Source organism: Thioclava sp. DLFJ4-1 (assembly GCF_002020145.1).
GTDB classification, from domain to species: domain Bacteria; phylum Pseudomonadota; class Alphaproteobacteria; order Rhodobacterales; family Rhodobacteraceae; genus Thioclava; species Thioclava sediminum.
This window is the reverse complement of sequence record NZ_MPZT01000003.1, coordinates 391994-417271: the sequence shown is the minus strand read 5'-3', so window position 1 is coordinate 417271 and position 25278 is coordinate 391994. Positions and strand designations below refer to the sequence as shown.

General features: G+C 62.6%; 26 protein-coding genes. 10 read left to right on the top strand and 16 right to left on the bottom strand.

From position 1 onward, the window contains the following. Window positions 1-9: 9 nt before the first annotated feature. The 10 genes from rpe (at window position 10) to BMI85_RS11835 (ending at window position 8721) form a co-directional block, all read left to right on the top strand. The gene (gene rpe, locus BMI85_RS11880; RefSeq protein ID WP_078550350.1) at window positions 10-711 is read left to right on the top strand and encodes a ribulose-phosphate 3-epimerase; all 702 of its coding nucleotides are present in this window, start codon (window positions 10-12) and stop codon (window positions 709-711) included. A gap of 112 nt (window positions 712-823) precedes the next feature. Continuing rightward, window positions 824-1732 carry an MBL fold metallo-hydrolase gene (locus BMI85_RS11875; RefSeq protein WP_078601424.1) on the top strand — a complete coding sequence of 303 codons (909 nt, stop codon included), beginning with the start codon at window positions 824-826 and terminating at the stop codon, window positions 1730-1732. A gap of 2 nt (window positions 1733-1734) precedes the next feature. Further along, window positions 1735-2691: an MBL fold metallo-hydrolase gene (locus tag BMI85_RS11870; RefSeq protein WP_246832550.1), complete on the top strand. Its 957-nt coding sequence runs from the start codon at window positions 1735-1737 to the stop codon at window positions 2689-2691. An 8-nt stretch (window positions 2692-2699) separates the two neighbouring features. Beyond that, on the top strand, window positions 2700-3254 hold the full coding sequence (locus tag BMI85_RS11865; RefSeq protein ID WP_078601423.1) for a thioredoxin family protein: 555 nt from the start codon (window positions 2700-2702) through the stop codon (window positions 3252-3254). Then, window positions 3251-3913 carry a phosphoglycolate phosphatase gene (locus tag BMI85_RS11860; protein ID WP_078520689.1) on the top strand — a complete coding sequence of 221 codons (663 nt, stop codon included), beginning with the start codon at window positions 3251-3253 and terminating at the stop codon, window positions 3911-3913. The genes BMI85_RS11865 and BMI85_RS11860 overlap by 4 nt, the downstream gene beginning before the upstream one ends. Further along, complete coding sequence (locus BMI85_RS11855; protein WP_078601422.1) at window positions 3907-4608, top strand: HAD family hydrolase; 702 nt, start codon at window positions 3907-3909, stop codon at window positions 4606-4608. The genes BMI85_RS11860 and BMI85_RS11855 overlap by 7 nt, the downstream gene beginning before the upstream one ends. A gap of 48 nt (window positions 4609-4656) precedes the next feature. Next, entirely contained in the window at window positions 4657-5520 is an 864-nt protein-coding gene (locus tag BMI85_RS11850; protein WP_167376022.1) for an MBL fold metallo-hydrolase, read from the top strand. Between the two features lie 67 nt (window positions 5521-5587). Beyond that, window positions 5588-6028 carry a TIGR01244 family sulfur transferase gene (locus BMI85_RS11845; RefSeq protein WP_083076851.1) on the top strand — a complete coding sequence of 147 codons (441 nt, stop codon included), beginning with the start codon at window positions 5588-5590 and terminating at the stop codon, window positions 6026-6028. Between the two features lie 24 nt (window positions 6029-6052). Continuing rightward, entirely contained in the window at window positions 6053-7804 is a 1752-nt protein-coding gene (sulP, locus tag BMI85_RS11840; RefSeq protein WP_078601420.1) for a sulfate permease, read from the top strand. A gap of 188 nt (window positions 7805-7992) precedes the next feature. Then, window positions 7993-8721, top strand: a complete 729-nt coding sequence (locus BMI85_RS11835) for a LuxR family transcriptional regulator (protein ID WP_246832549.1) — start codon at window positions 7993-7995, stop codon at window positions 8719-8721. 86 nt (window positions 8722-8807) lie between these two features. On the opposite strand, the gene tsf is transcribed toward BMI85_RS11835, so the two are convergent. The 16 genes from tsf to BMI85_RS11755 form a co-directional block, all read right to left on the bottom strand. Then, a complete protein-coding gene (gene tsf, locus BMI85_RS11830; RefSeq protein ID WP_078520695.1) occupies window positions 8808-9689 on the bottom strand; it encodes a translation elongation factor Ts in 882 nt (293 codons plus the stop codon). Between the two features lie 73 nt (window positions 9690-9762). Continuing rightward, entirely contained in the window at window positions 9763-10530 is a 768-nt protein-coding gene (rpsB, locus tag BMI85_RS11825) for a 30S ribosomal protein S2 (RefSeq protein ID WP_078540912.1), read from the bottom strand. A 340-nt stretch (window positions 10531-10870) separates the two neighbouring features. After that, window positions 10871-12157: a GTPase HflX gene (gene hflX / locus BMI85_RS11820; RefSeq protein WP_078601419.1), complete on the bottom strand. Its 1287-nt coding sequence runs from the start codon at window positions 12155-12157 to the stop codon at window positions 10871-10873. Window positions 12158-12190: 33 nt separating this feature from the next. Then, window positions 12191-12424, bottom strand: a complete 234-nt coding sequence (hfq, locus tag BMI85_RS11815; protein WP_038060695.1) for an RNA chaperone Hfq — start codon at window positions 12422-12424, stop codon at window positions 12191-12193. A 149-nt stretch (window positions 12425-12573) separates the two neighbouring features. After that, window positions 12574-14097, bottom strand: a complete 1524-nt coding sequence (locus BMI85_RS11810; RefSeq protein WP_078601418.1) for a potassium transporter TrkG — start codon at window positions 14095-14097, stop codon at window positions 12574-12576. A gap of 13 nt (window positions 14098-14110) precedes the next feature. Beyond that, the gene (gene trkA / locus BMI85_RS11805) at window positions 14111-15487 is read right to left on the bottom strand and encodes a Trk system potassium transporter TrkA (protein ID WP_078520699.1); all 1377 of its coding nucleotides are present in this window, start codon (window positions 15485-15487) and stop codon (window positions 14111-14113) included. Window positions 15488-15656: 169 nt separating this feature from the next. Further along, window positions 15657-17294: a recombinase family protein gene (locus BMI85_RS11800; protein ID WP_078601417.1), complete on the bottom strand. Its 1638-nt coding sequence runs from the start codon at window positions 17292-17294 to the stop codon at window positions 15657-15659. A 497-nt stretch (window positions 17295-17791) separates the two neighbouring features. After that, entirely contained in the window at window positions 17792-18211 is a 420-nt protein-coding gene (locus BMI85_RS11795) for an HPF/RaiA family ribosome-associated protein (RefSeq protein WP_246832548.1), read from the bottom strand. Between the two features lie 252 nt (window positions 18212-18463). Further along, a complete protein-coding gene (locus BMI85_RS11790) occupies window positions 18464-19081 on the bottom strand; it encodes an ABC-type transport auxiliary lipoprotein family protein (RefSeq protein WP_078601415.1) in 618 nt (205 codons plus the stop codon). Continuing rightward, on the bottom strand, window positions 19078-19980 hold the full coding sequence (locus BMI85_RS11785; RefSeq protein WP_078601414.1) for an MlaD family protein: 903 nt from the start codon (window positions 19978-19980) through the stop codon (window positions 19078-19080). Before BMI85_RS11785 ends, BMI85_RS11790 begins: the two co-directional genes overlap by 4 nt. After that, window positions 19980-20753 carry an ATP-binding cassette domain-containing protein gene (locus tag BMI85_RS11780; protein WP_078601413.1) on the bottom strand — a complete coding sequence of 258 codons (774 nt, stop codon included), beginning with the start codon at window positions 20751-20753 and terminating at the stop codon, window positions 19980-19982. The genes BMI85_RS11785 and BMI85_RS11780 overlap by 1 nt, the downstream gene beginning before the upstream one ends. Continuing rightward, on the bottom strand, window positions 20753-21829 hold the full coding sequence (locus BMI85_RS11775) for an ABC transporter permease (RefSeq protein ID WP_210402347.1): 1077 nt from the start codon (window positions 21827-21829) through the stop codon (window positions 20753-20755). The genes BMI85_RS11780 and BMI85_RS11775 overlap by 1 nt, the downstream gene beginning before the upstream one ends. An 8-nt stretch (window positions 21830-21837) precedes the next feature. Next, the gene (locus BMI85_RS11770; protein ID WP_078601412.1) at window positions 21838-22029 is read right to left on the bottom strand and encodes a Thivi_2564 family membrane protein; all 192 of its coding nucleotides are present in this window, start codon (window positions 22027-22029) and stop codon (window positions 21838-21840) included. Window positions 22030-23213: 1184 nt separating this feature from the next. Then, entirely contained in the window at window positions 23214-23549 is a 336-nt protein-coding gene (locus BMI85_RS11765; protein WP_078601411.1) for a hypothetical protein, read from the bottom strand. A 107-nt stretch (window positions 23550-23656) separates the two neighbouring features. Beyond that, a complete protein-coding gene (locus BMI85_RS11760; RefSeq protein WP_078601410.1) occupies window positions 23657-24097 on the bottom strand; it encodes a hypothetical protein in 441 nt (146 codons plus the stop codon). Window positions 24098-24206: 109 nt separating this feature from the next. Continuing rightward, entirely contained in the window at window positions 24207-24629 is a 423-nt protein-coding gene (locus tag BMI85_RS11755; protein WP_143595063.1) for a hypothetical protein, read from the bottom strand. Window positions 24630-25278 lie beyond the last annotated feature (649 nt).

The following is a 25278-nucleotide window of genomic DNA, read 5'->3' as shown; positions in this document are numbered from 1 at the left end:
GAGGACCCTATGAGCTTTGACCGTTCCATCAAGATCGCGCCGTCGATCCTGTCGGCCGATTTCGCCAATTTCGGCGCCGAGATCCGCGCCATCGAAGATCAGGGGGCCGATTGGGTCCATGTCGACGTGATGGACGGGCATTTCGTGCCGAACCTCACCTTCGGCCCGCCCGCCGTGAAAGCGTTCCGCCCGCATGTGAAAACCTTCATGGACGTCCACCTGATGATCGCGCCGGTCGACCCTTACATCGAGGCCTATGCCGAAGCGGGCGCCGATATGATCGTCGCGCATTGGGAGGCCGGTCCGCACCCGCATCGCACGCTGCAGGCGATCAAGGCGCAGGGCGTGAAATGCGGCATCTCGCTGAACCCCGGCACGCCTGCCAACGTGATCTCGGAACTGCTCGACCTCGTCGATATGGTTCTCGTGATGAGCGTGAACCCCGGCTTTGGTGGTCAGAAATTCATCCCGGGTAGCGTCAACAAGGTTCGCCAAGTGCGCGAAATGATTGGCGATCGCGAGATTCACATTCAGGTGGATGGCGGGGTCGATCCGACCACGGTCGGCCCGCTGGTCGAGGCCGGTGCGGATTGCTTCGTGGCGGGCTCGGCCGTCTTCAAGGGCGGTTCGGTCGACAAACCCGAAGTCTATGGTGCGAATATGCGCGCGATCCGCGAAGCGGCTCAGGGAGCACTCAAAGCGGCGCAATGACGGCCAGATCGGTGCAGGGTGGCGCGGTCGCAAAACCGTGATCTGACCGCTTGCCCTGCGGCGACCTCTCAGTCATATTCGTGGAATTGAATACCAGTAAGGGAGGACTGGCATGACTTTCACGCGACGCACCATTCTGCGCGGAGGGCTGGCGATGGGCGCCATGACCGCCCTTCCCCGGCTCAGCTTCGCCGCCCAGACCCTCGAAATGGGGTCGGCCCGGCTCGACACGCTGTCCGATGGCAATCTCGTCCTGCCGCTCAGCTTCGTGAGCGACAACCCCGACGCCAAGCCGATCCTCGAGAGCTACGGCATCACCGGTGACTCGGTCGAGCCGCCCTGCAACGTCACGCTCTATCGCGACGGGACCAACACGGTGCTGTTCGACGTGGGCTCGGGCAATGATTTCATGCCCTCGGCCGGCAAGCTGATGGAAGCGATGGATGCGCTCGAAGTCGCGCCCGATGACGTGACCCATGTCGTCTTCACCCATGGCCACCCGGATCACCTCTGGGGTGTGCTCGACGATTTCGACGAGCCGTTCTTCGCTAACGCCCAGCACATGATGGGCAAGGACGAGTTCGAATATTGGCTGAATCCCGAGACGCTCGACACGATCGACGATGGCCGCAAGACCTTCGCGGCCGGCGCGCTGCGCCGCCTCGAAATCCTTGAAGATCAGATCGACACTTTCGGCGATGGCGCGGAAATCCTGCCCGGCATCATGGCGCAGATGACCCCCGGCCATACGCCCGGTCACATGTCCTTCCACATCAAGAACGGCAACACGCAGGCCTTCATCATCGGCGATGCGATCGTGAACCACTACCTCGCCTTCGCGGCGCCGGGCATGGAGGCGGGCTCGGATCAGAACCCGGAGCTGGGCGCAAAGACCCGCGTGGCGCTGCTGGATCAGCTTGCGACCGATAAGCTGCCGATCATCGGCTATCACCTGCCCGAAGGTGGTCTGGGCCGGGTCGAGCGCGACGGCGACGCCTATCGCTACGTGCCGGAGGTCTGAGGGTGAAAAAACTTCTTTTGACCAGCGTCTTGGCGGGGCTTCTTCATGTAAGCCCCGCGCTCGCCTCGGAGGACGTGCCGGACATGTATCCCGGCTCGGTTCTCTATTCGAAACCCTATGAGGTGATCCCCGGCGTCTGGACCTCGATCGGCGCGACCGCACCGCCGACCTATGAGAATTCGGGCCATAACAACAATCTCAGCTTCATCGTCACCGGCGATGGCGTGGTCGTGGTGAATTCCGGCGCGTCCTATCAGCTCGCCCGTGCGCTGCATGACGAGATCAAGGCGGTGACCGATCAGCCGGTGAAGCTGGTGATCAACGAGAACGGTCAGGGCCATGCGATGCTCGGCAATAATTACTGGATCGAACAGGGCGTGCCGGTGCTCGCCCATGTCGATGCGGCGGCCGAGTTCGAGCATGACGCAGGCGGCGCTTTCGAGGCGCTGAAAAATTACGGCAAGGAGACCGCCGAGGGCACCGATCCGAAGCTGCCCACCGAGACCTTTGAGGACAAACGCGTCATCGAGATGGGCGACATGACCATCGAAGTGATGCATCTCGGTCCCGCGCACAGCCCTGGCGATACGCAGGTCTGGCTGCCCGAACAGAAGTTCATGATCGCGGGCGATATCGCCTTCTCCGAACGGATGCCGCCGATTTTCTCGGGCACCTGCACGAGCTGCTGGATCGAGACCTTCGAAACCAAATTCGCACCGCTCGAGCCCGCCTTCATCATCCCCGGCCACGGCCATCCGACCAATCTCGACAAGGTCACGCGTGGCACGACCGGCTACCTGAAATACCTGCGCGGCAAGATCGGTGAGCATATCGACAATGGTGGCGATCTGACCGAGGCCTACTACGTGGATCAGAGCCCCTACAAAAACCTCGACACGTTCGAGGAACTGGCGACGAAGAACGCGGGCGTCGTCTACGAGGAAATGGAATTCGAATAGGAGGTCTCATGGCCGTCACACCCCCCGTCTGCGATTTCGGCTGGAAGGCTCCGGGCTTCACCCTGCCCGGCACCGATGGCAAGCAATACAGCTTCGATGACATCCGTGGCCCCAAGGGCACGCTGGTGATGTTCATCTGCAACCATTGCCCCTATGTCCAGTCGATCCTCGACCGCATCCTGCGCGATGCGGCGGAGTTGCAGAAGGCGGGGATCGGGGTCGTGGCGATCTCGGCCAACGATGTCGACGACTACCCCGAGGACAGCTTCGAGAACATGGCCAAACTGGCCGAGGAGAAGGGCTTCCCCTTCCCCTATCTCTATGACGAAAACCAGGCGGTGGCGAAGACTTACGGCGCCGCCTGCACCCCCGATTTCTTCGGCTTCAACGCCGAGGACGGGCTGCAATATCGCGGGCGTCTCGATGCCTCGACCAAGCAGGCCGCTTCGGCAGATGCCAAGCGCGAGCTGTACGAGGGCATGATGATGGTCGTGGAAACCGGCGAAGGCCCGCGCGACCAGATCCCGTCGATGGGCTGCTCGATCAAGTGGAAAGCCGCATGAGCGACGCCCCTTCCGTCATCTTCGACCTCGACGGGACGCTGATCGACTCCGTGCCCGCGATCCATGCCGTCTCGAATGCCGTGCTGACCGAGATGGGCTTCGAGCCGCTCTCGCTGCCGATGATCCGCAGCTTCGTCGGCAAGGGCGTGCCCAACCTCGTGCGCCAGTTGCTGATCACCTCGGGCGAAGACCCGGACGGGCCGCTTTTCGCCCGCGTGGAGCACGCGCTGATCGCGCGCTACGAGACGGACGTCGAGGGCAACGTGCCCTATCCGAACGTGATCGCCGCGCTCGACACGCTCAAGGAGATGGGCTGCCGGATGGCTGTGTGCACCAACAAGCCCTTCGCGCCCGCCGAGGCCGCGTTGCGCCATGTCGGTCTCTGGGAGTATTTCGAACTGACGCTGGGCGGGGATTCCATGCCCACCCGCAAGCCCGAGCCGCAGATGCTGCACCATTGCCATCAGGCACTTGGCGGCGGCGCGATGATCTATGTCGGCGACTCGGAGGTCGATGCGGAGACGGCGGTGAACGCGCAGGCGCCCTTCGCCATCTATTCCGAGGGCTATCGCAAGACGCCGCTGACCGAAGTGCCCCATGACGTGGCCTTCTCGGATTGGGCGATGCTGCCCGGTCTGGTGGAGGGCTGGAAATGGTAAGCGCGCTGATCTTCGACGTTGACGGCACGCTGGCCGAGACCGAAGAAGCGCATCGCCGCGCCTTCAACGAAACTTTCGCGGCGCGCGGCGTCGACTGGAACTGGTCGCAGGAAACGTACCGCGAGCTGCTGAAGACCACCGGCGGCAAGGAGCGCATGGCGCGCCACCGCGAGGTCATTGGCTTCGGGCCCTCTGACGACGAAATCGCCGATCTGCACAAGATCAAGACCCGGCGCTATGTCGAGATCATCACCGACGGCGAGGTGCCGCTGCGCCCCGGCGTGGCGCGACTGATCGCCAATGCGCGCGACGCGGGAATGAAGCTCGCCATCGCCACGACCACCAACCGGCCCAATGTCGATGCGCTGATCCGCGCGACGCTGGGCGCCGATCCCGATCACCTGTTCGACGCGATCGCAGCCGGAGACGAGGTGGAGACAAAGAAGCCCGCGCCCGACGTGTTCGAGCTGGCGCTGAACCGGTTGCATCTGCCGCCCGAGGCCTGCATCGCTTTCGAGGATAGCGAAATGGGTCTACAATCGGCGCAAGGGGCCGGGCTGCGCGTACTGATAACCCCTTCGGCCTATACCGACGGGGGCGATTTTTCGACCGCGGAGTGGGTTCTTCCCGACCTCTCGCATCCCTTACCGCCCGAGATCACGGAAGGGCTGGGACAGAGTGCCGCAATTTCATAAGATTATCCCCGGCACTATCTGCTGGGCAGGTTAACGGAGGCCGCCATGATCAAACCTGACGTCAAAGCGTTTTTCGACACCGCGACTTTCACCGTCTCCTATGTGGTGAAAGATCCGGGCAGCAAATCCTGCGCCGTCGTCGATAGCGTGCTCGATTTCGACTATTCCTCGGGGCGCACGGATACCAAATCCGCCGACGAGGTCATCGCCTATGTGCAAGAGCACGGGCTTGAGGTGGAGTGGATCCTCGAGAGCCACGTCCATGCCGACCACCTCTCCGCCGCGCCCTATATCCAGGAACGCGTCGGCGGCAAGATCGGTATCGGCGACCGCATTCAGGTCGTGCAGGACACGTTCGGCAAGATCTTCAACGAAGGCACCGAATTCCAGCGCGACGGCTCGCAGTTCGACAAGCTCTTCAAGGAAGGCGACACGTTCTCCGTGGGCGCACTTGAAGGCAAGGTCCTGCACACGCCGGGCCACACGCCCGCTTGCCTCACCTACGTGATCGGCGATGCGGCTTTCGTGGGCGATACGCTCTTCATGCCCGATTTCGGCACCGCGCGCTGCGACTTCCCCGGGGGGTCGGCGGAAACGCTCTATTCCTCGATCCAGAAGATCCTCACGCTGCCCGACGAGACCCGCATCTTCGTGGGCCATGACTACAAGGCACCCGGCCGCGACGAATATGCGTGGGAAACCAGCGTCGCCGAGGAAAAGGCCCGCAATATCCATATCGGCGGCGGCAAGTCCGAGGCCGAATTCGTCAAGATGCGCACCGAGCGCGACGCGACGCTGGCGATGCCCAAGCTGATCATCCCCTCGCTGCAGGTGAACATGCGCGCGGGCCAGATGCCGCCCGCCGATGACGAGGGCAAGACCTATCTCAAGGTTCCGGTGAACGGCCTCTGAGACCATAAGCGAGCGGGCGGGCATGACCCGCCCGTCTCCATCTAAAGGCAGGATAACAGGACAGATTATGGAACTGCGCAAACTTACCGACGAGTTTTCCGTCGCCCCGCAGATCGAGCCCGAGGACGTGCCGAAGCTCGCGGAAATGGGCTTTCGCACGCTGATCATCAATCGCCCCGACGAAGAGATCGAGGACGCGGATCAACGCTCGGACGCAATCGCGGCGCTGTGCCAGTCGCATGGCCTCACCCCCTATTACCTTCCCTATTATCCCGGCGAACTGAGCCTGGAACTGGTCGACGATTTCGCGACGATCATGGATGCCGCGGAGAAGCCCGCCTTGGGCTATTGCCGCTCGGGCACCCGCTCGTCGCATCTGTGGGGGGTCAGCCAAGCGGGCGAGATGGAGATCGACAAGATCGTCGCCACGGCGGCCGAGGCGGGCTATGACCATTCCTCGCTGGTGCCGGTGATGCAGTATTACGCCAGCCGCCGCGATCAGGCCTGATCCGCGCCTAATCCGAAGACCGAGATGCTCAAACGCTACCTGCCGATCCTTAGCTGGGGGCGCGACTACGATCGCCCGACCTTCGAGGCCGACCTGATCGCGGCTGTGATTGTGACGATCATGCTGATCCCGCAATCGCTCGCCTATTCGCTGCTGGCTGGCATGCCACCGGAATACGGGCTTTACGCCTCGGTGCTGCCACTGCTGATCTACGCGGTCTTCGGTACCTCGCGGCCTCTGGCCGTGGGACCGGTCGCTGTGATCTCGTTGATGACGGCGGCCGCGGTGGGCAAGGTTGCGGCGCAGGGCACGCCCGAATATATCGCCGCCGCCGTGGCGCTGGCCTTCCTGTCGGGCGTGATGCTGGTGATCATGGGGTTCCTGCGGATGGGCTTCATGACGGCCTTCCTCAGCCACCCGGTTCTGTCGGGCTTCACCTCCGCCGTCGGCATCCTGATCGCCGCCGGTCAGATGAAGCATTTCTTCGGCATTCAAGGCGAGAGCGGCGGCATCTTCGACATTCTCGGCGGGCTCTGGGCGCATCTCGGTCAGACCAACGGCTACACGGTCGTCATCTCGATCCTGTCGCTGGTCTTTCTGTTCTGGGCGCGGCGTGGGTTGAAACCGCGCCTGCTGAAGGCGGGGCTGTCCGAGCGGCTCGCGGCGATCCTGACCCGCGCGGCCCCCGTCTATGCCGTGGCCGCGACCATCCTGATCACCTGGCTCTTCGGGCTGGAAGGACGCGGCGTCCGCGTGGTGGGCACCGTGCCGCTGGGCTTCCCGACGCCGAGCCTTCCGCCCGCCGATCTCGCACTCTGGAAAGAGCTCTTCGTTCCGGCGCTGTTGATCGCGATCATCGGCTATGTCGAGACGATCTCCGTCGCCCAGACGCTGGCCGCGAAAAAGCGTCAGCGCATCGACCCCGATCAGGAATTCATCGCCCTTGGCGGCGCCTCCATCGGCTCCGCGATCTCGGGGTCCTTCCCGATCACGGGCGGCTTCGCGCGCTCCGTCGTCAGTTTCGAGGCCGGCGCCACAACGCCCGCCGCCGGGGCCTTCACCGCGATCGGGGTGGCGCTCGCGACCTTCACTCTGACCCCTGCCCTCTATTACCTGCCGCAAGCGACGCTCGCGGCCACGATCTTCGTCTCGGTGCTGACGCTGGTCGATAGCAAAGCGCTCAAGCGCACCTTCAAATACGCGCCCCGCGAAGGCATCGGCATGGCGCTGACCGTGCTGGTCACGCTGATCTGGGGCGTCGAGGACGGCATCGCCTTCGGTGTGATCCTCTCGATCGCACTGCGGCTGTGGGCCAGCTCGCGCCCGCATGTGGCAGAACTGGGTCAGGTTCCCGGCACCGAGCATTTCCGCAATGTTCAACGCCACCGCGTAAGCTGCGCGCCGGGCATCCTCAGCCTGCGCATCGACGAGAGCCTGTGGTTCCCGAATGCCCGCTTCGTCGAGGAGATGATTTACGACCGCATCGCCAGTGACGAGACGATCAAGCATGTCGTGCTGAACTGCCCCGCGATCAACCATATCGACATGTCCGCGCTCGAGGCGCTGGAAGAGGTGAACGACCAGCTCAATGACGCCGGCGTGCGCCTGCACCTGTCCGAAGTGAAAGGCCCTGTGATGGACCGGCTCACGCGCTCGGACCTGATCACGCATCTGACCGGGCAGATCTACCTCACCCATTACGACGCGCTCGCGACCCTTGCCCCCGAGACCACCCAAGGTTGCGCGCACGAGAGCCGCATCGAGACCCATCGCTAAAGCGTTTCACCACCTAGATCGGCGCCCATGCGGGTTGCCATAACGCCCGAAAAATAAGACATTCGGATATATCTTCCGGAGCGGAGAATTCGCGCGCTGGAATAGTAGTAACGAGCTACGCGACCTACCTAATTGTGAGGTGAAACGCGATGTTATCCTTTTGCGAGGCAGTCTTACGCGCGAAATCGGTGCAGGAGATCTGGTCACGTCACTGCCAAGAAATGGAACGCTACGGGTTCCATCGTTTGATCTATGGCTTCACAAGTTTCCGAAAGGGCAACAATTTCGGCCACGAAGACGATTTGTTGATCCTATCGAACCACCCGAAGGAATATCTCGATATTTTTGTCGGGGAGGGAAAATACCGCAACGCCCCGATGGTTCAGTGGGCGGCGCAGAACGACGGCCCCTGTTCATGGCGCGTGGTGGCAGACCGTGCGATGCGGGGCGAATTGACCCCGGGCGAAATCGAAGTCATCGAAATCAACCATCGCTTCGGAATTCGTACGGGCTATTCGATCGGATTTTCTGATCCGCTCTCCTACGCGCGCGGCGCGATCGGCCTCGTCGGTCGGCCGGGGTTGAGCCAGGACGAGATCGACCGGATCTGGCGCGAGAACGAGCGCGAGTTAATGGTGATGAACAGCCTCGTGCATCTGCGCATCTCCACCATGCCCTATTCCACCGGACGCCGCCCGCTGACGGATCGACAACGTGAAGTGCTCGAATGGGTGGCCGAGGGGAAAACGACCGCCGATATCGCGATCATCATGGGGCTGACGCCGTCTACGGTGGAAAAGCATCTGCGGCTTGCACGAGAAGCGCTCGATGTCGACACCACTGCGCAGGCGGTGATGAAAGCGTCGGTGCAAAAACAGATCTTCCTCAACACTTCGCATACGGCGGCCGCACGTTAAGATCGCCGCGCAACAGTCAGCCGAATAACGAAAAACGCCGCCCCGATCCGGGCGGCGTTTTCCGATTTCAAAGAAGAGGCGCGGGCTTAGTTGCCAGCTGCGGTCTTCGCCACTTCGGCAGCGAAATCTTCTTCTTTCTTCTCGATGCCTTCGCCGACTTCCATCCGGACGAAACCGGTGATTTCGACGCCAGCTTCTTTCGCAGCCTGACCGACGGTGAGGTCGGGGTTGACGACGAATTGCTGGTTCAGCAGCGTAACTTCCGCGGTGAATTTCTTCATGCGGCCTTCGATCATCTTCTCGATCACCTGCTCGGGCTTGCCCGATTCACGTGCGATGTCGATCTGAACCTGCTTTTCCTTCTCGAGGACCGCGGGGTCGAGATCGGCTTCGGACAGCGCGGCCGGGTTGGTCGCGGCGATGTGCATCGCGATCTGCTTGCCGATGCCGTTGTCGGCGCCGTTCAGCGCGACGAGCACACCGATCTTGCCCATGCCGTCGGCAGCAGCGTTGTGCACGTAATGCACCAGCGTGTCGCCTTCGAGGATGTGCATGCGGCGCAGGTTCATGTTCTCGCCGATACGCGCGATGGCGTCGGTGATCACGTCTTCGACCTTCTTGCCGTTGAGATGCGCAGCCTTGACGACTTCGACATCTTCACCGGTTTCCAGCGCGACTTCCGCGATGTCCGAGACGAGCTTCTGGAAATCGGCGTTCTTCGCGACGAAGTCGGTTTCCGAGTTCATCTCGATCGCGACGCCCTTGCCGTTGTTCACGGCGACAGCGACGAGACCTTCAGCCGCGACGCGGCCGGATTTCTTCGCGGCTTTCGCGAGGCCCTTGGTGCGCAGCCAGTCAACGGCGGCGTCCATGTCGCCATCGGTCTCGGTCAGCGCTTTTTTCGCGTCCATCATGCCTGCGCCGGTTGCTTCGCGCAGTTCCTTCACCTGAGCGGCGGTAATCGCCATGGTCGGATCTCCTTCAAGAACTCTGCGAGGGCGGGATAGCCCGCCCTCATGTCATCTGGGTGACGGTCGTGGCTTACTGAGCCTCAGCCTCGGTCAGCGCCTCTTCGACCGGGGTCTCGGTCAGGGCACCGACGTCCACGCCTGCTGCGCCCATCTGGGCCGACATGCCGTCGAGAGCCGCGCGCGAAGCGAGGTCGCAATAGAGCGCGATGGCGCGCGCTGCGTCATCGTTGCCCGGGATCACGTAATCCACGCCGTTCGGCGGGCAGTTGGTGTCGACCACGGCCACGACCGGGATGCCGAGCTTCTTGGCTTCCGCGATGGCGAGGTCTTCCTTGTTCACGTCGATCACGAACAGCAGGTCCGGCAGACCGCCCATTTCGCGGATCCCGCCGAGCGACGCCTGAAGCTTCGCCTGGTCACGCTCCATGCCGAGACGCTCTTTCTTGGTCAGGCCTTCAGCGCCTTCCGCGAGTTTCTCGTCGATCTCGTTGAGACGCTTGATCGACTGGGAGACGGTCTTCCAGTTGGTCAGCGTGCCGCCGAGCCAGCGGTGGTTCATGTAATACTGTGCGCATTTCTCAGCGGCTTCAGCGATCGGGCGAGCTGCCTGACGCTTGGTGCCGACGAAGAGAACGCGGCCGTTTTTCGCAACGGTGTCGCGGATGACCTGCAGAGCCTGGTCCAGCATCGGAACGGTCTGGGTCAGATCGATGATGTGGATGCCGTTACGCTCGCCATAGATGTACTGACCCATACGGGGGTTCCAACGCTGCGTCTGGTGGCCAAAGTGAACGCCAGCTTCCAAGAGCTGACGCAGGGAGAATTCAGGAAGCGCCATGTCCAATTCCTTTTCCGGTTTGCGCCTGAGCGGAGGGTCTCAGGGCAGATGCCCCAACCGGTGGACCTTTGAGGATGTCTCCCTCATTGGCCCGCCTCCGCCTGTGAAGTGCGCGCGATATAGACCCATCGCGCAGGCTTGGCAACCCCTACCGGTCATGGGCGTCCCCGGGGAAAACCATGGCGCACGCGCCCGCTTCGGCTTGGCGAAAATATCCCGGGGGTGAGGCGGGTTCAGCGGCCTTCCTGTGGAAGGACGCCCGCCGAACGCCCGAAGCGTAAGCGGAGGGCCGGCGAAGTCAGCGAAGAGGGGCAGCGCCCCTGCCTCGGTCGACCTGCCCTTACAGCGCCCGGAACCGGTTGCGCTGGCTGCCGGTCCATTCGACCTCGAAGGTCCAGCCCTCTTCGGTCTGGGTCTCGCCGCGGATCACGTTCTGCTCGTGCAGCCAGGCGCGCTTGCGCCCATCCGCGAAACGCAGCGTGATTTCCTCTTGGTAGCGTTCTTCGGAGAGCTTCTCGTCAATCGCGGTCAGAAGTGCGTCGAGCCCGTCGCCGGTCAGCGCCGAGATCGCCTGCAGATCGGGCTCGCGGGCCTCCTGCACCATCAGCGCGCGGCGTTGATCGGGCGGGACCGCATCCATCTTGTTCCAGACCTCGATCAGCGGCACTTCCTTGGCGACGCCCAGCTTGGCGAGAATGTCGTTCACATCCTCCGCCTGCTCTTCGGTCTCGGGATGCGAGATGTCACGCACATGCAAGATCAGATCGGCTTCCAGCACCTCTTCAAGCGTCGCACGGAAAGCCGCCACAAGCTGCGTCGGCAGGTCGGAAATGAACCCCACCGTGTCGGACAGGATCACCTTGCGCCCGGTGGGCAGTTCCAGCCCGCGCATCGTCGGATCGAGCGTGGCGAAGAGCATATCCTTCGCCAGCACTTCCGCCCCGGTCACGCGGTTGAAAAGCGTGGATTTCCCGGCATTGGTGTAGCCCACCAGCGCCACGATCGGGAACGGCACCTTGCGGCGCGCGGCGCGGTGCAGCTCGCGGGTCTTCACAACCTTCGCAAGCTGGCGGCGCAGGCGCACGATCTGCTCGTCGATGGCGCGGCGGTCGGCCTCGATCTGGGTCTCGCCGGGGCCGCCGACGAAACCGAGCCCGCCCCGCTGACGCTCGAGGTGGGTCCAAGCCCGCACCAGCCGCGTGCGCTGATAGCTGAGCGCGGCCAGCTCCACCTGCAGCACACCTTCACGGGTGCGCGCACGGTCGGCGAAGATTTCGAGGATCAACCCGGTCCGGTCGAGGAGCTTCACCCCCCATTCCTTCTCTAGGTTACGCTGCTGCACGGGCGTCACCGGCCCGTCGATGAAGACAAGATCGATCTCGTTCGCTTCCAGCCGCGCCTTGATCTCGGCCAGCTTGCCCTGACCGAACAGCTTGCCCGGCTCGGGCTTGCGCAGTTTCACGATCTCCTCGCCGATGACCTGCAGATGCGGCAGGGCCGCGGCCAGCGAGACCGCTTCGGACAGCGCGAATTGGGGCAAGTGCCGTTGGCCCTCTCGCGACGGAATGTCGGGATGGATCACGTAGGCCCGCGTGTCGGGCGTCTCGGTAGAGGTCGTTTCGCTCAAGATATGTATCGCTAAAGCCGCGTGCCGCGACGCTTAGTCGTCGCCTTCGTAAAGCGAAATAGGCTGTCCCGGCATGATCGTCGAGATCGCGTGCTTGTAGACAAGCTGAGACTGCCCATCGCGGCGCAGAAGCACGCAGAAGTTGTCAAACCAGGTAATGACGCCTTGCAGCTTCACCCCGTTGATCAGGAATATCGTGACCGGAACCTTCGTTTTGCGAACGTGATTGAGGAATGCGTCCTGCAGGTTCTGTTTATCGCCAGCCATATTGTTCTTGCCCTTGTTCGTGTCTCGCGTCCGGGCGCCTGCGTCAAAGGCGCCCATTTGATTCAAGTATGCAGTGCAGAGCGGGAGATTCCAGCCCAAAAAACAGTTTGTTAGGCCCTGAGCCAGAATTTGCGTATCAAATGCGGGATTCAGGAGCGCCAGAACTCGGGGTTGAAGAGCGCGATGATGGCCAGCGTCTCGAGCCGCCCAAGCACCATCGCGAAGGCGAATATAGCCTTGATGGGCTCGCTCAGATGGGCCCAGCTCAGCGGCACATCCGCCGCGATCCCCGCCAGCGGACCGGTATTCGACAGCGCCGCGATCGTCAGGATCGTCGCCGGCTCGAAAGACAGGCCGAACAGCGAGACCGCCATCATCACCCCGCCGATCGAGATCGCGAACAGCATGAACACGATCCAGCTGATATAAGCGCCCTCCCGGCGCAACCTGCGTGCCATCATGCCGCCGCCCGCGATGGAGTTCGGGTAGATCAACTTGTCGAGCTCGCGCTCGCCGTGGCGCAGCAGTGCATAGACCCGCAGCAGCCGCACGCCGCCCGCCGTCGTCGCGACCCCGCCGCCGATGATCGCAAGCCCCGCGAGGATCAAGCCCGGCGTGCCCAGCCCCGACCAGTCGCGCGCGTCATGCCACGCCGACGATTCGAAGCCGGTCGTGGTCAGGAAGGACAGCGAGGTGAACAGCGAGCCCCAGATCGATTTGAAGATCGCGCCGAAATCGCCCGGCGTGCGCACTTCCAGCGCCGCGATCCAGTGACGGATGAAGAGAAACAGCGGCACGAGGATCACCAGCGCTGCAGCCAGACGCAGCTCGGGATCGTCGATCAGCTTCGGCGAGGCGCGCAGCTCGCCCCCGCCCGGCCAGAGCCTGCGCGACAGCGCGGGCAGAAAGAACATGAAGATCACCATCTCGCCCGCCATGCCGGAGCGCGCATTGGCCATCCCGCCCACCGGTGAGATCCCCGAGGTCGACAGCGTGGACATCGCATGGATCAACGCCGTCAGCGACCGGTCCCCCGCCATCAGCAGGCAGACCCACAAGAGCACCGTCAGCCCGGTATAGATCGGGGCGAGCGACACCGCGTAATGGGCAATGCGCTCGGACATCTCCGCCCCGCCATCGGCCGCCGGGGCCGCCGCGGCCGGCGCGCCCGAGGGACCGCCCGAGAAGAACACCTCGAACCCACCCAGCCGCATCGGTGCGAGCACCGCGATCGCCATCACGAGGATGAAGAAACCGCCCATCCACGCGACCAACCCGCGCCACAGATGGACCGACCCGACCAGCCGGGTGGGCTCGTAGAGCGTGCCGCCCGTGGTCGTGAAGGCCGAGACCATCTCCCACCAGCTGTTGAAGAACGAGGTGTCGCGCACCGCGACATAGAACGGCACCGCCAGCATCAGCGGCAGCACGGTGAAGGCGGCGAGCATGATCAAAAGGCTCGCCCGCCCCGCGCGCGCAGGCCGCGGGTTCGACCCGTTGGCCAGACCGATCAGGGCCGTCGCGAAGAGGAACAGCGTGGCGGAATAGAAAAACGCCCGCGCCGTGTGGTGATGGTGGGTCAAAAGCGCATGGATCGCGGGCACATACATCGCCAGCGCCGAAACTCCCATCAGGAGGATCGGCAGCGGCAAGGCCTTGATCATGCGTTCCATCGGGGACCCGCCCTTAGAAGAAGTCGATGGAGACCTGTAACAGGCGCTCCACTTCGGGCACATCGGAGGTCAGCGCGAACAGGACCACGATATCGCCTTCTTCGATGCGGGTATTGCCGGTGGGTTTGACGATCTTGTCGCCCTTGCGGATCGCGCCGATGAGCACGCCTTCGGGGAAATCGACATCGCGCACCGCCTTGCCCGACATCGGCGAGGTGCCCATCACCTGCGCCTCGATCGCCTCGCCCTCGGCATCCCCGATCGAGTAGATCGCGCGCACGCGGCCATGCCGGATATGGCGCAGGATCGACGAAACGGTCGTCGCGCGCGGGTTGATATAAGCGTCGATGTCGAGCGCCGACAGCAAAGGCGCCAGCGTCGGGTCGTTGATCAGACAGATCGCCATCCGGCAGCCCGCCTGCTTGGCGCGCACCGAGACGAGGATGTTGGTCTTATCGTCATCGGTGATTGCCAGAACCGCATCGGCGGTGGCGATATTCGCCTCCTCCAGCAGTTCCGAGCTCATCCCGTCGCCATTGAGCACGATGGTCCGGTCCAGTGCATCGGCGGCCTTCTCGGCCTGCGCGCGCGAGCGTTCGATGATCTTGGCGCGCACCCGCTCGGTCCGCGCTTCGAGCGCCTTGGCCACGCTGAGCCCCACATTCCCGCCGCCGATGATGACGATGCGTTCCTGCTTCTGCGTCGACTTGCCGAAGATATCGAGCGTCCGGTTCACGTCCTCGACATGGGCAAAGACATAGATCTGATCGCCCGCGAAAAGCTGATCGCCCGGCTCGGGCGCGAACAGCCGGCCCTCGCGGCGAATGCCGACCACGACCGCGCGGAGCGTCGAGAACAGATCGGTGAGCTGGCGCAGCGGCGTGTCGAGCACCGGACAATCGGCGTCCAGCTCGATCCCGAGAAGCTGCAGCTGCTCGTCGAGGAAGCTTTCCGTGTCGAAGGTCGAGGGCGCCGCCAGACGTCGCAGCGCGGCCTCGGCCACCTCGCGCTCAGGCGAGATGATCACGTCGATCGGCAGGTGATCGCGGCGATAAAGGTCGGAATATTGCGGCTGCAGATAGCTCTGCGCCCGGATGCGGGCGATCTTGCGCGTGATCCCGAAGACCGACATCGCGACCTGACAGGTCACCATGTTGACCTCGTCGGAATGGGTCGCGGCGATCATCAGATCGCAGTCGCGCGCCCCGGCCTGCTCGAGAATGTCGGGATGCGAGGCGAAGCCCACCACCCCCTGCACGTCGAGCGTATCGGCCGCGCGCCGCACCAATTCGGGATTGGAATCGACCACCGTGACGTCGTTGCGTTCGCCCGCCAGATGGCGCGCGATCTGCCAACCGACCTGACCCGCACCGCAGATGATGACCTTCATGGCAAATGCCTCCGCGCCTCACTTGGCCCCTATCTAGGCCGCGTTGCCGGGGGTGGTCAAATGGCAAACGTGCAAGGCGCACGTCGCGGCGAAAACCTAAGCCCCTTCCTCTTGGGTAAAATATCCCGGGGGGCTCCCGAAGGGAGCGGGGGCAGCGCCCCCTCTTTCACTATTTATTGTCGCCCTCGGGCAACGGGGGCAGCCCCCCCTGCCTGACCGATAGTTGCCGCTTGGCACTGAAAATATCGACGACACTTTGCGTAACGCCCCCCGCAGAAAGCAAAGCGCCGAGATCAGAAACGATCTCGGCGGCAAGGGAATCGGGTGCATCAGGGTCGGGTCTCAACTCGACCAGCCTTATGAGTTCTCGCAAATGTTCGTTGGCTTGGTGAACAAGCTCGGGGTCGGCGAGCAGTGTCTCGATTTCCTGCACAGCGCGCGCAAAGAGCGCAGCACTGTCGGTCGGAAGTTGCGGCAGGACCGCGCGGGTCTCAAGATGCTGAGCCAGCGCGGCTTCAAGATCGGCGATCTCGCGTTCGAGGTCTTCGGCGCGCGCTTTGTAGGCACTGTAGGGTGCGCCTTGCTCTATCGCTTCAAAGATCCGCTGGCGGCTCGTACGTGCTTTCTTAAGCCGTCGCTCGAGCCGAGTTGCGGCACCTGCGCCCTGGGCGCTCGCCAACTGCTCGTACTCCGCCTTCAGCGCGGCATCGAAGCTCGCGGCCAGTTCCGGCGTCAGGAAGGTGCCCCGAAGCTTCGCGAAGATGCGAGCCTCAATCCGGTCGCGGTGAATTGTCGTCTTATTGTTGCACGCCCCTTTGCGCGCTTCGCGGCAGCCAAAATGGATTCGGCCGACTTTCACATAAGTCGCGCCACAGCAGCCGCAGACCAGCAGACCGCTCAGCAGGTGCTTGCTGCGCCGGGCCCCGACGGGATTGCCCTTGCCTTTGGCTCTTGCGGCTTGGGTTGCAAGCTGGGCCTCAACCCGAACCCAGAGATCTTGATCGATGATCCGCAGCGCCGGGATCTCGATCTCCGTGGCCGCGCCCGGGGTTTCGTAGACTTCCTTGCTCCCGGTTTCTGGATGGTAGCGCCGTGAGGTCTTCGCGACGCTTGCGATACCAATATAGAGGCGATTGCGCAGAATGCCTTCGAAGCGTGCCGGGTTGCCTCGGATGGTGCTGATATCCCAGGTGCCACCGCGCGGGGCCGGAATGCCATCTCCGTTCAGCCGCTTGACGATCGCCTGCGTCGAATGCCCGTCCGCAAACTCGCGAAAGATGCGGCGCACAACTTCGGCCTCCTCGGGGTCGATTTCGCGGTTGAGCCCGTCGTCGCCGTCACGCTTGCGGTAGCCGTAAGCGCTCGTGTGAAGCCGCTTCCGGGTGAGCCCCTGCACCATGCCACGGCGCGTATGTTCACCGATCATCTGCGCATAAAGCTGCGCGCCGAGCGCGTTGATCAGAACTTTGAAGAAGTCCTGCTGACCTTCAGCGACAGAGTAAAGCTCGGCCTGCTGGAACTGGAACAGCTCGTAGTGATTGAGCGCGTCGGCGATCTTGCGGGTGAGGCGATCTACAGCTTCGATGACGATCGCATCGACCTGCCGCGCGTTGACCGCAGCGCACAGCGCCTGGAGACCCTCGCGGCGCGTGTTGCGGCCCGATTTCTCGTAATCCGTGAAACGATGTGTGACCACCCATCCGCGCTCGGCCGCAAAACGCTCCGCCATGGCGACCTGATCGTCGATCGAAGTTTGCTTCTGGAGACCCGAGCTGTAGCGAGCATAGATTGCGACGCGTTTCGTCATTGTGCTTCGTCCTTTCGAGGCGCGGCGCGCCTGTTGGCGGGGATCGTATTCGCGAGATTCCGGACAACAGCACGCGCCAGCAGCCGCGCAATCGCGTTGCAGGCTGGTGGCACTGTCGTCGATTCACCAAGTGTATCGTTGGCGGCGGTGATATGGGCGGATGGCATGAAAAGATCCTTAGTGTCGGTGTCCTACTAAGGAAGCTGGGTTCATCTGTCAGAGCGCGGAAACGCGATCACGAAGAAACTGAAACTCGCGATGGGAAAAGGTTGGCATGAAGCTCAAGTTCATGGCGAACGAGCCCTTCCTAGCGTTCTTCTCAGGGGCGGACTCGCGCTCAGTTGGGGAAGATCCGGTACACTCGCTGCGGCGAGCCGCGACGTCCGGTTCTGTTCTCACCGTTCCGAAAAAGTCCGCGCTGTAACGCGGTCCAAAAGCGAAGGCAGTGCAAGTTGGGTCTGGCCTAATCGATGGTGACCGAAAAATCCCGTGGCGGGTCAGCGGCGTGCTAGCTTTCCGAATTCGCTATCCAAAAGGGTCCGGAGCTTTTTCGCTGCACCGTGCATGGCAGCTTTGGCATTCGCATCGCTATGGGTGACGGCCAGCGGCTTCATCCCCTCGGGGCGCGCCTCAATGGTGCAACGAATGTCGTCGGCCCCGCCTTTTGCACCATTTACATCGGCCAAGTGCACCTCAAGCCGGGACAGACGATGAGCCAAGTGTCCTAGCGCGGCAGTGACAATCTTCTCGGCGTCATCAACCAAATGTCGATCGCCATGAATGTCGGAACCTGTGTTCATTTGAAACTGCATATCATCTCTCCTTTTTTGCATTTTACCAAAGATTTTCGTCGCGATAATTGACACAGAACAAGCCAATCGCGGCCGCAAGGTCTTCTCGCGAAACTGGAAGCTCAAGTGCTGCGCTGTCGGTCACATTCGCGAGGAGACCGGAGACCAACTCTTCACCTTCACCCGCCTTGACGCTTCGCAATGAAAATCGGCAAGGACCACCAACGCGTTAGAGTGCCTGAACGGAGCCAATTTCACCTGCCGCGAGCTCTCCGCCCAAAAAAATCCTGCGACCTTCTAGACACGATCCACATCGACCCATCATCGAAGACGTGGCTGGCGCGTTGACGCCCAACATGCTGTATCGAAGATGCCATATCAAACCGAAGCCTGCACCCAACCGACGGCATTGCCGAGCACCGATTGCATGACCGCATCGATACCTGCGATCAGGACGACCGTAGTGTCCGATGCTACAGACCTCGTGGTGTCGAAGCGTCGCGTTCCAATAATCTCGCGGTCAGCTTCGCCGATTAGGGTCATCTGCAAGGCGAGATGGACCTGGGCCGAGGTCGGGTCGGGGCCGATCAGTTCGGCTTGGAACGCCTGTATCTCGCACATTAGCGTGAAATCAGGCATAAGCCCTGCCCCCACCCTGCTGACCAGCCGGAACCCGCCTCGATTGAGAAACGAGTTAACGAAAAGCGTCTGCACCATGGCCGGAGTTGGCTCGGACCAACGAGCATCGGGCAGATACTCGGCCTGAAGTGGAGACACCTTGATCAGGACACGGTCGGTGGCGAGCTCGCCACCGACCGTCGGCATCTCGACGACCAAGTGGTGCGAGCCTCCGGGCCGCGTCTGTGTCGGAGCGAGCGGCGAGAGCGTATAGGTGTCAAGCGGTTCGCTCGCCCTCGAGACCGCAGACACGGCGCTGCATCCCGCGAGGCCAGCCATGGCAGAAAGCGATAGAAGGCTGCGTCGCGAAAGGGTCATTGGGCTCTCCTGTAGTCCGGTGTCTTGTTGCCGAGAAGAAAACGCCCCGGATCGCTGCCGATCTGGCGAGCGAGAGCGTCGAACCGCGCGATCACCGCACGTGCGTCCGAGATCAGGCCGCTGATCTGCATCGAAAGGCGCGGCAGGTCATTTCGGGTCGCGCCTCGCAGGCCATCCATGGCCCCCGCCGTACTGTCGACAGCTAATTGCAGGCCCGCGACCAGCGCGGGTATGTCACGCTCCAGCAGGTCATCACCGGAGGCAAGGATAGTCTCGACTGCGTCCAGCGCGGTATCGAGTTGGAGGAGCGTTGTCTCGGCTCGGGTGGCGAGCGCATCTACCCGCCCGGTGGCGTTCTGCAGGTTGGCGAGGATTCCCGCGATCGCATCGCGGTTCTCGGGCGTGGCAAAACTCCGAATTTGAGAAATAAGTGCGGTCGCCTCGGCCAGCAGCTCGGGGCCGCTGGTCATCAGGTCCTGCACGACCGATTTCTCCGACCGGATCACCGGGACCTCTGCCGGAGGCTCCACCGCCAAGCGCGCCGCCGTGGCGCTGCCGCCTTCCAGCGCAACGAAGGCGACCCCTGTAACCCCTTGGGAGGCAAGAGTAGCAATGGTGTCGGTGCGCACCGGCGTGTTCGCGAGGATCTCGATGCGCACCCTCACCAGCGCGGGATCGTCGCGATCGAGAGCAATGGTCAAAACCCTTCCGACATCGACGCCATTGTAGCGCACGGTAGCTGTCTGGTTCAGTCCCGTGACGGTGCCGAAGAGGACGTCGTATTGTGCATAGGTCCGGTCGAGATCGACCTTGGCCAGCCACAGCATGAACCCGAGCGCAGAAAGAAATCCAAAGATGGTGAACAGACCGATCAGAATGAAGCGCGCACGAGTTTCCATCAGTCTTCCTCCAACTCTAACGGCACATGGGCGCGCGACCCGTGAAAATAGGAATGGACCCAAGAATCGTCGAAGTCCCGCATCTCAGCGAGAGTGCCAGTCACCAGCACCCGTCGCTGCGCCAGCACCGCGATCCGGTCGCAGGTGGCCTGCAAGGTGTCGAGGTCGTGGGTCACCAGAAACACCGTTAGGCCCAAGGCTTCACTCAACGAATTCAGGAGCCCATCGAAGGCGGAGGCGCCGATCGGATCGAGGCCCGCCGTTGGCTCGTCCAGAAACAGAATCTTCGGATCTAGAGACAGGGCGCGTGCCAAACCCGCACGCTTTCGCATCCCGCCGGACAACTCGGCCGGATAGAGGTCGCCCGCCTCTGGCGGCAGGCCAACCATCGCGATTCTAAGATCGGCCAATGCCGCGCGGGTGTCGGGGTCGATCGCCAACCGCTCGCGCATCGGCGCCTCGACATTCTCGCGCACGGTAAGCGCCGAGAATAGCGCACCGTCTTGAAACATCACGCCGGTGCGCGTGCTTACCCTCGCCCGGTCGGCCGGGTCCGCTCCAAGCACATCCGTGCCAAGCAAGTTGATCTGACCAGCACTTGGCGTCTGTAGCCCCACAATACTGCGCAGAAGCACCGATTTGCCACTGCCCGAGGCGCCGACGACCCCCAGCACTTCACCCTGCATCACGTCGAGCGACAGGTTCTCGTGGACGACGGTGGTGCCGAACCGGTTGGTCAGCCCGCGGATCGTGATGACGGCCTCGCCTTCCATCACACCCCCGAGAGACCGAAAAAGACTGAAAAGAGCGCATCCACCACGATCACCAGGAAGACCGCGATGACCACGGAACGCGAGGTCCGCATGCCCAGAGACTCTGCATCGCCCTTGACCAGGAAACCCTGCTGGCAGCCGACCAGTGCGATGATCACCGCAAAGACCGGGGCCTTGGATAGGCCCACCATCGCCTGGCTTGCGCCGACATTCGCCAGGAGTTGTGTCCGGAATTGGCTGGGCGAGATACCAAGCTCGAACCAGGCCATGAGCCCACCACCGACCAGTCCGGCGAGATTGGCGACGAAGCCCAGGACCGGCAGCAGGATCACCAGCGCCAGAAGGCGAGGCAGCACCAGCAATTCGATCGGATCAAGGCCCAGCACACGCATGGCGTCGATCTCCTCGCGCATTTTCATCGACCCGATTGCGGCAGTAAAGGCCGAGGCTGAACGCCCCGCGACGATGATCGCGGTCAGCAGGATACCAAGCTCTCGCAGGATCGACACCGCGATGAGGTCCACGACAAAAACCTCCGCCCCGAACTGGCGTAGCTGCGTGGCTCCCTGGAACGCCAGCACGACGCCGATGAGAAACCCCATCAGCGCCACGATCGGCACGGCGTTCAGCCCGACGTCCTGCATGTGATGGACAAGCGCGGTCAGCCGCAGCCGGCGCGGACGCACCAGCGTCATCGCCAGCCGGGCTACGATCAACCCGGTGAAGCCGATGCCTTGCGCGCTCGTTGAAATGAAACCGGCGACCCTCGCGCCGACGTCCGCCAGCACGTCGCCTGGCTGGAGCCGCGCCTCTCGCTGTTCAAACTTGCGCGGGGGCGGCATTGCGGCCTCAACCGTGCGCAACAGAAGGTCCTGCGCGGGGGCTGCTGCCTCGATGCGCATCCCTTGATGACCGAGCAGCAACCAGGCCCCGGCAGTGTCGAGAGCCGTAACCGCCGAGAGATCGACATGGGACACTGTTTCGGCGCCGCAAAGTAGGGCGCGCACCTCATCAAGCGTGTCAAGCGTCACCGACCCTGAGAGGGCCAGCACCGAGGACGGCACCGCGTCAGCCATGTGTGCCCTCAGTCATAGGTTCTCATTGCTCCGAGCCCTTCCAGCAGGCCGAAGCTGCTAAACAGCCAAAGCACGACGACGATCACGACAAACCCGTTCAGGATCGTCTTTATCTTTTGATCCATCGGGATGTAAGTGTTCACTGCCCAGAGGGCGATGCCGACGACGACCAGCGTGATGGCCAGGTTGATGAGTGACATGATAGGTCTCCAGCCAGAAGATCCGAGGTATGGCGCGCAATGCGCTGTCCTGTTTTGGGCTGTGTCAGGACAATGAAACCCGTCGCGACCCAAAGGAGGCGGAACCAAGCGCCTTGCCAACAATATATGCGGAATTCTTCGCTTGGCGCGCTCACATGGATCAGTTTCGGAGGTGGAATGACAGCTCGTCACAGCGAAATCAGATATTCCGCCTCACCACATGTCGACCGAGACCTCTCAAACTCAACGTGCGATACGATTGCCTATCTCGAAAAGTTTGCCGCTCATCTGATCATTTGGGGCAAAAGATCCTGATCCGGAACAGTGAGCGTTGCGAGATCAGCCGGGCAAGAGCTTCGAACAGCTTCTCGGCTTCCTGGGTGATCACGCGCGGGGCACGATCGATGACACGAAGCGTACCCCCAGAAGCAATTGTCGTTGCGAATGGTCGGCAACGAGATAAAGATTGAAGTCCCGTATTGCAGCTGCGTCTAGGGACCGCGGATAATCTCGCTCGCTTCGACATCAGCGACAGAAATGGTCGATCGGCATCTGCGGACCTCCAAACATCTCGTCGATTCGAGTTAGGGTTCGAGCCATTCGCCAATTTTTGTCTAAGTCAGACTTGTTGGTGAGCGAACATGCAGGGGCACTCCGCCATCTGCCGGACGCTCCCAGTCACAGCCGACGCACGAAAATCCCGCCTGCGATGCTTCTGCGGATCTGCTCTGCCGCGGCAAGAACCAGACGCGCCTCGCCCTCCGTGAGAAAGCCGCGATCACTCATCGCTAACACCGGCGTTATATCTTTCACAATCAATCCGTTGCGGCCGTGCAAATCGGGTAGAATCCGAACTTCACTTAACTGAAATTGCTGCGCTTGGTAGCCAACGGCAGGTTAGGGAACCTGCACCGCAGTGATCAGGATCATAGTCAATATCAGCTCAAGGCAGACATCGACGTCTCGGTCAACAGGGCCGCGCGAGTCAAATTCGTCGATAAAGAGCCTATTACAGCTCAGGCACCGCAACGCTGCATGTCCTGAGCGCAGGACAGCTTGGGTTCAAGAAACTTTGGGCGCGCCGGTTCCGGTTGAGTTTGGAGCATATGCGGAAAGGATTTGTTGGCGCGCCCAGACGGGTTACCACCGCCATCTCTTCTACGCCGTTCGGCGTCATATTTCCATCATGCGGCTCGCTGGGTACTGGTCGCGCGCTCGGCGCCGAATGCCACGGCCGCGCTATAGGAGGCATTGATCGCGTCCCGAAGTCGACGCATCGCGCTGTCGAGATCGCGTGCAAATCGTCCTTCGGGTTCGATCCGCGCGAGGAGGCGCAGGATTTCCGCACCCGCCTCCCGGAAGTCCGCACCAAAGACGTCGCCCTTGACCACAAGTCGTTCGCAAATATCGCGATCAAACTCTGCGCCCCGAAGAGCGTCAACCGGCAGCGCATAGAGAGCGTCGATTGCCTCGCGCGCCATGGTGTTCACATCGTCGATCCGGTTCGGTTGCTGAAACATCGGACATCCTTCCAAAGCTGAACTGCGGGCGCTGCGGCCCTCATCGAGGGGCCGCAGCGGTGGCGGTTCAGCCGATCCCATCAGGATCGTTCTGAACGATCGCGCGATCATGCATCGCAGCGCATCTCTCCAAGCGCATCGAGCGCTTTTTGCGCCCAATATGCTTGCCCTTCGAGCTGCGTGCGGATCCCTCGCAGATCGGTCGCGACCGCGCGCATCGCGAGATGCGGCGGTCCTTGTTCGACCGAAAACCGAGGTCCGAGCCGCATGTAGCCGTCTTCGAGGTAGGCCCACTCGAGATCGTCATCGAGCGCGATGAGAGCTCGCGTGATCAGCGTTCGGGTGCGGCCGTTGGCTTCCGTCAGTCGACCGATCAGCGAGATGTCCTCGAAACCGGTGAAGAGCAACCAATCGTCGAGAAGCGGCGCGTTCTCGAGATCTTTCGGGGACGGCGTCGCGGTCGCTCCATGGACGACGTTTGCGAGCACATTGCGCTCTTTGCGGAGCTCTTCGGCGGTGAGTTCGGACGGGTGTTTATCGTGGGTCATGTGTGAGCTTTCGAAAAATTTGGGGTTCAGAAGACGAAGCAGGGCTGCAAGATCCGCCCGCCTCGGTGAGAAGGCGGGCGGACGCTGCAGCCCCAATCGACGGCGCGCGTTACGGTTGGATGAGAGGTTTGGGGCGGTAGATCGCGACCCGCGGCCTCAGCCGGGACCGAACCTCGCGCGGTGCGGTCGCGAGTAGCGTCTCGACGGCCTCGAATTGTTCGCGCTGCGCGGGGCCGAGGCGCCCGATACGAGCATTGCGTTCAAACAGGTCGGAACCGGTCGCGATGAAGAGCCGATGCGATGCGCGGAATATGGTGGGGCGATAGAGCCCGCAAGCGGCAGCTTGGTCGTCATCGGAAATGACGATGTCATCTTCCCGCAGGAGCCGGCCCTCCGGGCTGACACCGGGCGCGACGATATTCATCGGTGTATCGCCGATCAGCCCGCGCGAGAGCAGCAAGCAAGGACGCGTGCCAGGCGGGATGTCGAACTCGCCGTCGCGCCTGCGGTCGGATGCATAAGGAAAGCGCATCAGAAAGATATCGCCCGGTTTGAGCTGGCCGCCCGGAAGCAGCCGAAGGTATCGGTCGTGGAGCATGAGTGCCTCGTGTCGTTAAAAAAGAAACGACGCGCGGAACCTCACCAACGAACCCCGATACGCAGCCTCGGGGCTTGGCTTGATTGCGTGCGTCAAAGACGCTGCACGCAAGCAAGACATGCGCCGAGGCCTGCCCTCCCGCGACCCATTGATCGCCCGCCTGCGGGCAGATCGCACGGATGCAGGGGAGAGCGTCGAGAGGGGTGGCATCCCTCTCGACCCGCCGGAGGCGCCGGGAGAGTTCGGAGAGGGTGGCGGCGCCTCTTCGATCCGTCGGAAGGACGCCGAGAGGGCCCGGGGAGATTGGCGAAGGTCTCCCCGGTCCGCCGGACGGGCGCCTTAGGGTGCAGGGAAAGTGGCGAACGATCCCTGCCCTGGGGGTTTGGGGGATGTGGAGCTTCCCCCATGCGGCGCGCAGCGGCGCCGGGTCTGGGGCTGCGCCCCAGCGAACGCACGGGACGCGCTATCGGCCGGAGGACGATTGCGCGGGCCGTTTAGTGAGTAGAGGCCCCTGCGCACCGGTTAGGCAAAGGCGTGTCGAACGAGGGAGTGCGTGGGGCAGCTGCGTTCGAAGGGCGGGCGG

Bases quoted from the DNA above. Each gene is read 5' to 3' on its own strand.
- BMI85_RS11800 (WP_078601417.1), bottom strand. From the start codon at position 17,294: ATGACGAAACGCGTCGCAATCTATGCTCGCTACAGCTCGGGTCTCCAG.
- BMI85_RS11765 (WP_078601411.1), bottom strand. From the start codon at position 23,549: ATGTTTCAGCAACCGAACCGGATCGACGATGTGAACACCATGGCGCGC.
- BMI85_RS11860 (WP_078520689.1), top strand. From the start codon at position 3,251: ATGAGCGACGCCCCTTCCGTCATCTTCGACCTCGACGGGACGCTGATC.
- tsf (WP_078520695.1), bottom strand. From the start codon at position 9,689: ATGGCGATTACCGCCGCTCAGGTGAAGGAACTGCGCGAAGCAACCGGC.
- BMI85_RS11790 (WP_078601415.1), bottom strand. From the start codon at position 19,081: ATGACCCTTTCGCGACGCAGCCTTCTATCGCTTTCTGCCATGGCTGGC.
- hfq (WP_038060695.1), bottom strand. From the start codon at position 12,424: ATGGCTGGCGATAAACAGAACCTGCAGGACGCATTCCTCAATCACGTT.
- rpe (WP_078550350.1), top strand. From the start codon at position 10: ATGAGCTTTGACCGTTCCATCAAGATCGCGCCGTCGATCCTGTCGGCC.
- sulP (WP_078601420.1), top strand. From the start codon at position 6,053: ATGCTCAAACGCTACCTGCCGATCCTTAGCTGGGGGCGCGACTACGAT.
- BMI85_RS11810 (WP_078601418.1), bottom strand. From the start codon at position 14,097: ATGGAACGCATGATCAAGGCCTTGCCGCTGCCGATCCTCCTGATGGGA.
- BMI85_RS11875 (WP_078601424.1), top strand. From the start codon at position 824: ATGACTTTCACGCGACGCACCATTCTGCGCGGAGGGCTGGCGATGGGC.
- BMI85_RS11845 (WP_083076851.1), top strand. From the start codon at position 5,588: ATGGAACTGCGCAAACTTACCGACGAGTTTTCCGTCGCCCCGCAGATC.
- BMI85_RS11780 (WP_078601413.1), bottom strand. From the start codon at position 20,753: ATGGAAGGCGAGGCCGTCATCACGATCCGCGGGCTGACCAACCGGTTC.
- BMI85_RS11865 (WP_078601423.1), top strand. From the start codon at position 2,700: ATGGCCGTCACACCCCCCGTCTGCGATTTCGGCTGGAAGGCTCCGGGC.
- BMI85_RS11855 (WP_078601422.1), top strand. From the start codon at position 3,907: ATGGTAAGCGCGCTGATCTTCGACGTTGACGGCACGCTGGCCGAGACC.
- BMI85_RS11760 (WP_078601410.1), bottom strand. From the start codon at position 24,097: ATGACCCACGATAAACACCCGTCCGAACTCACCGCCGAAGAGCTCCGC.
- trkA (WP_078520699.1), bottom strand. From the start codon at position 15,487: ATGAAGGTCATCATCTGCGGTGCGGGTCAGGTCGGTTGGCAGATCGCG.
- rpsB (WP_078540912.1), bottom strand. From the start codon at position 10,530: ATGGCGCTTCCTGAATTCTCCCTGCGTCAGCTCTTGGAAGCTGGCGTT.
- BMI85_RS11770 (WP_078601412.1), bottom strand. From the start codon at position 22,029: ATGTCACTCATCAACCTGGCCATCACGCTGGTCGTCGTCGGCATCGCC.
- BMI85_RS11775 (WP_210402347.1), bottom strand. From the start codon at position 21,829: ATGGCTGACGCGGTGCCGTCCTCGGTGCTGGCCCTCTCAGGGTCGGTG.
- BMI85_RS11755 (WP_143595063.1), bottom strand. From the start codon at position 24,629: ATGCGCTTTCCTTATGCATCCGACCGCAGGCGCGACGGCGAGTTCGAC.
- BMI85_RS11785 (WP_078601414.1), bottom strand. From the start codon at position 19,980: ATGGAAACTCGTGCGCGCTTCATTCTGATCGGTCTGTTCACCATCTTT.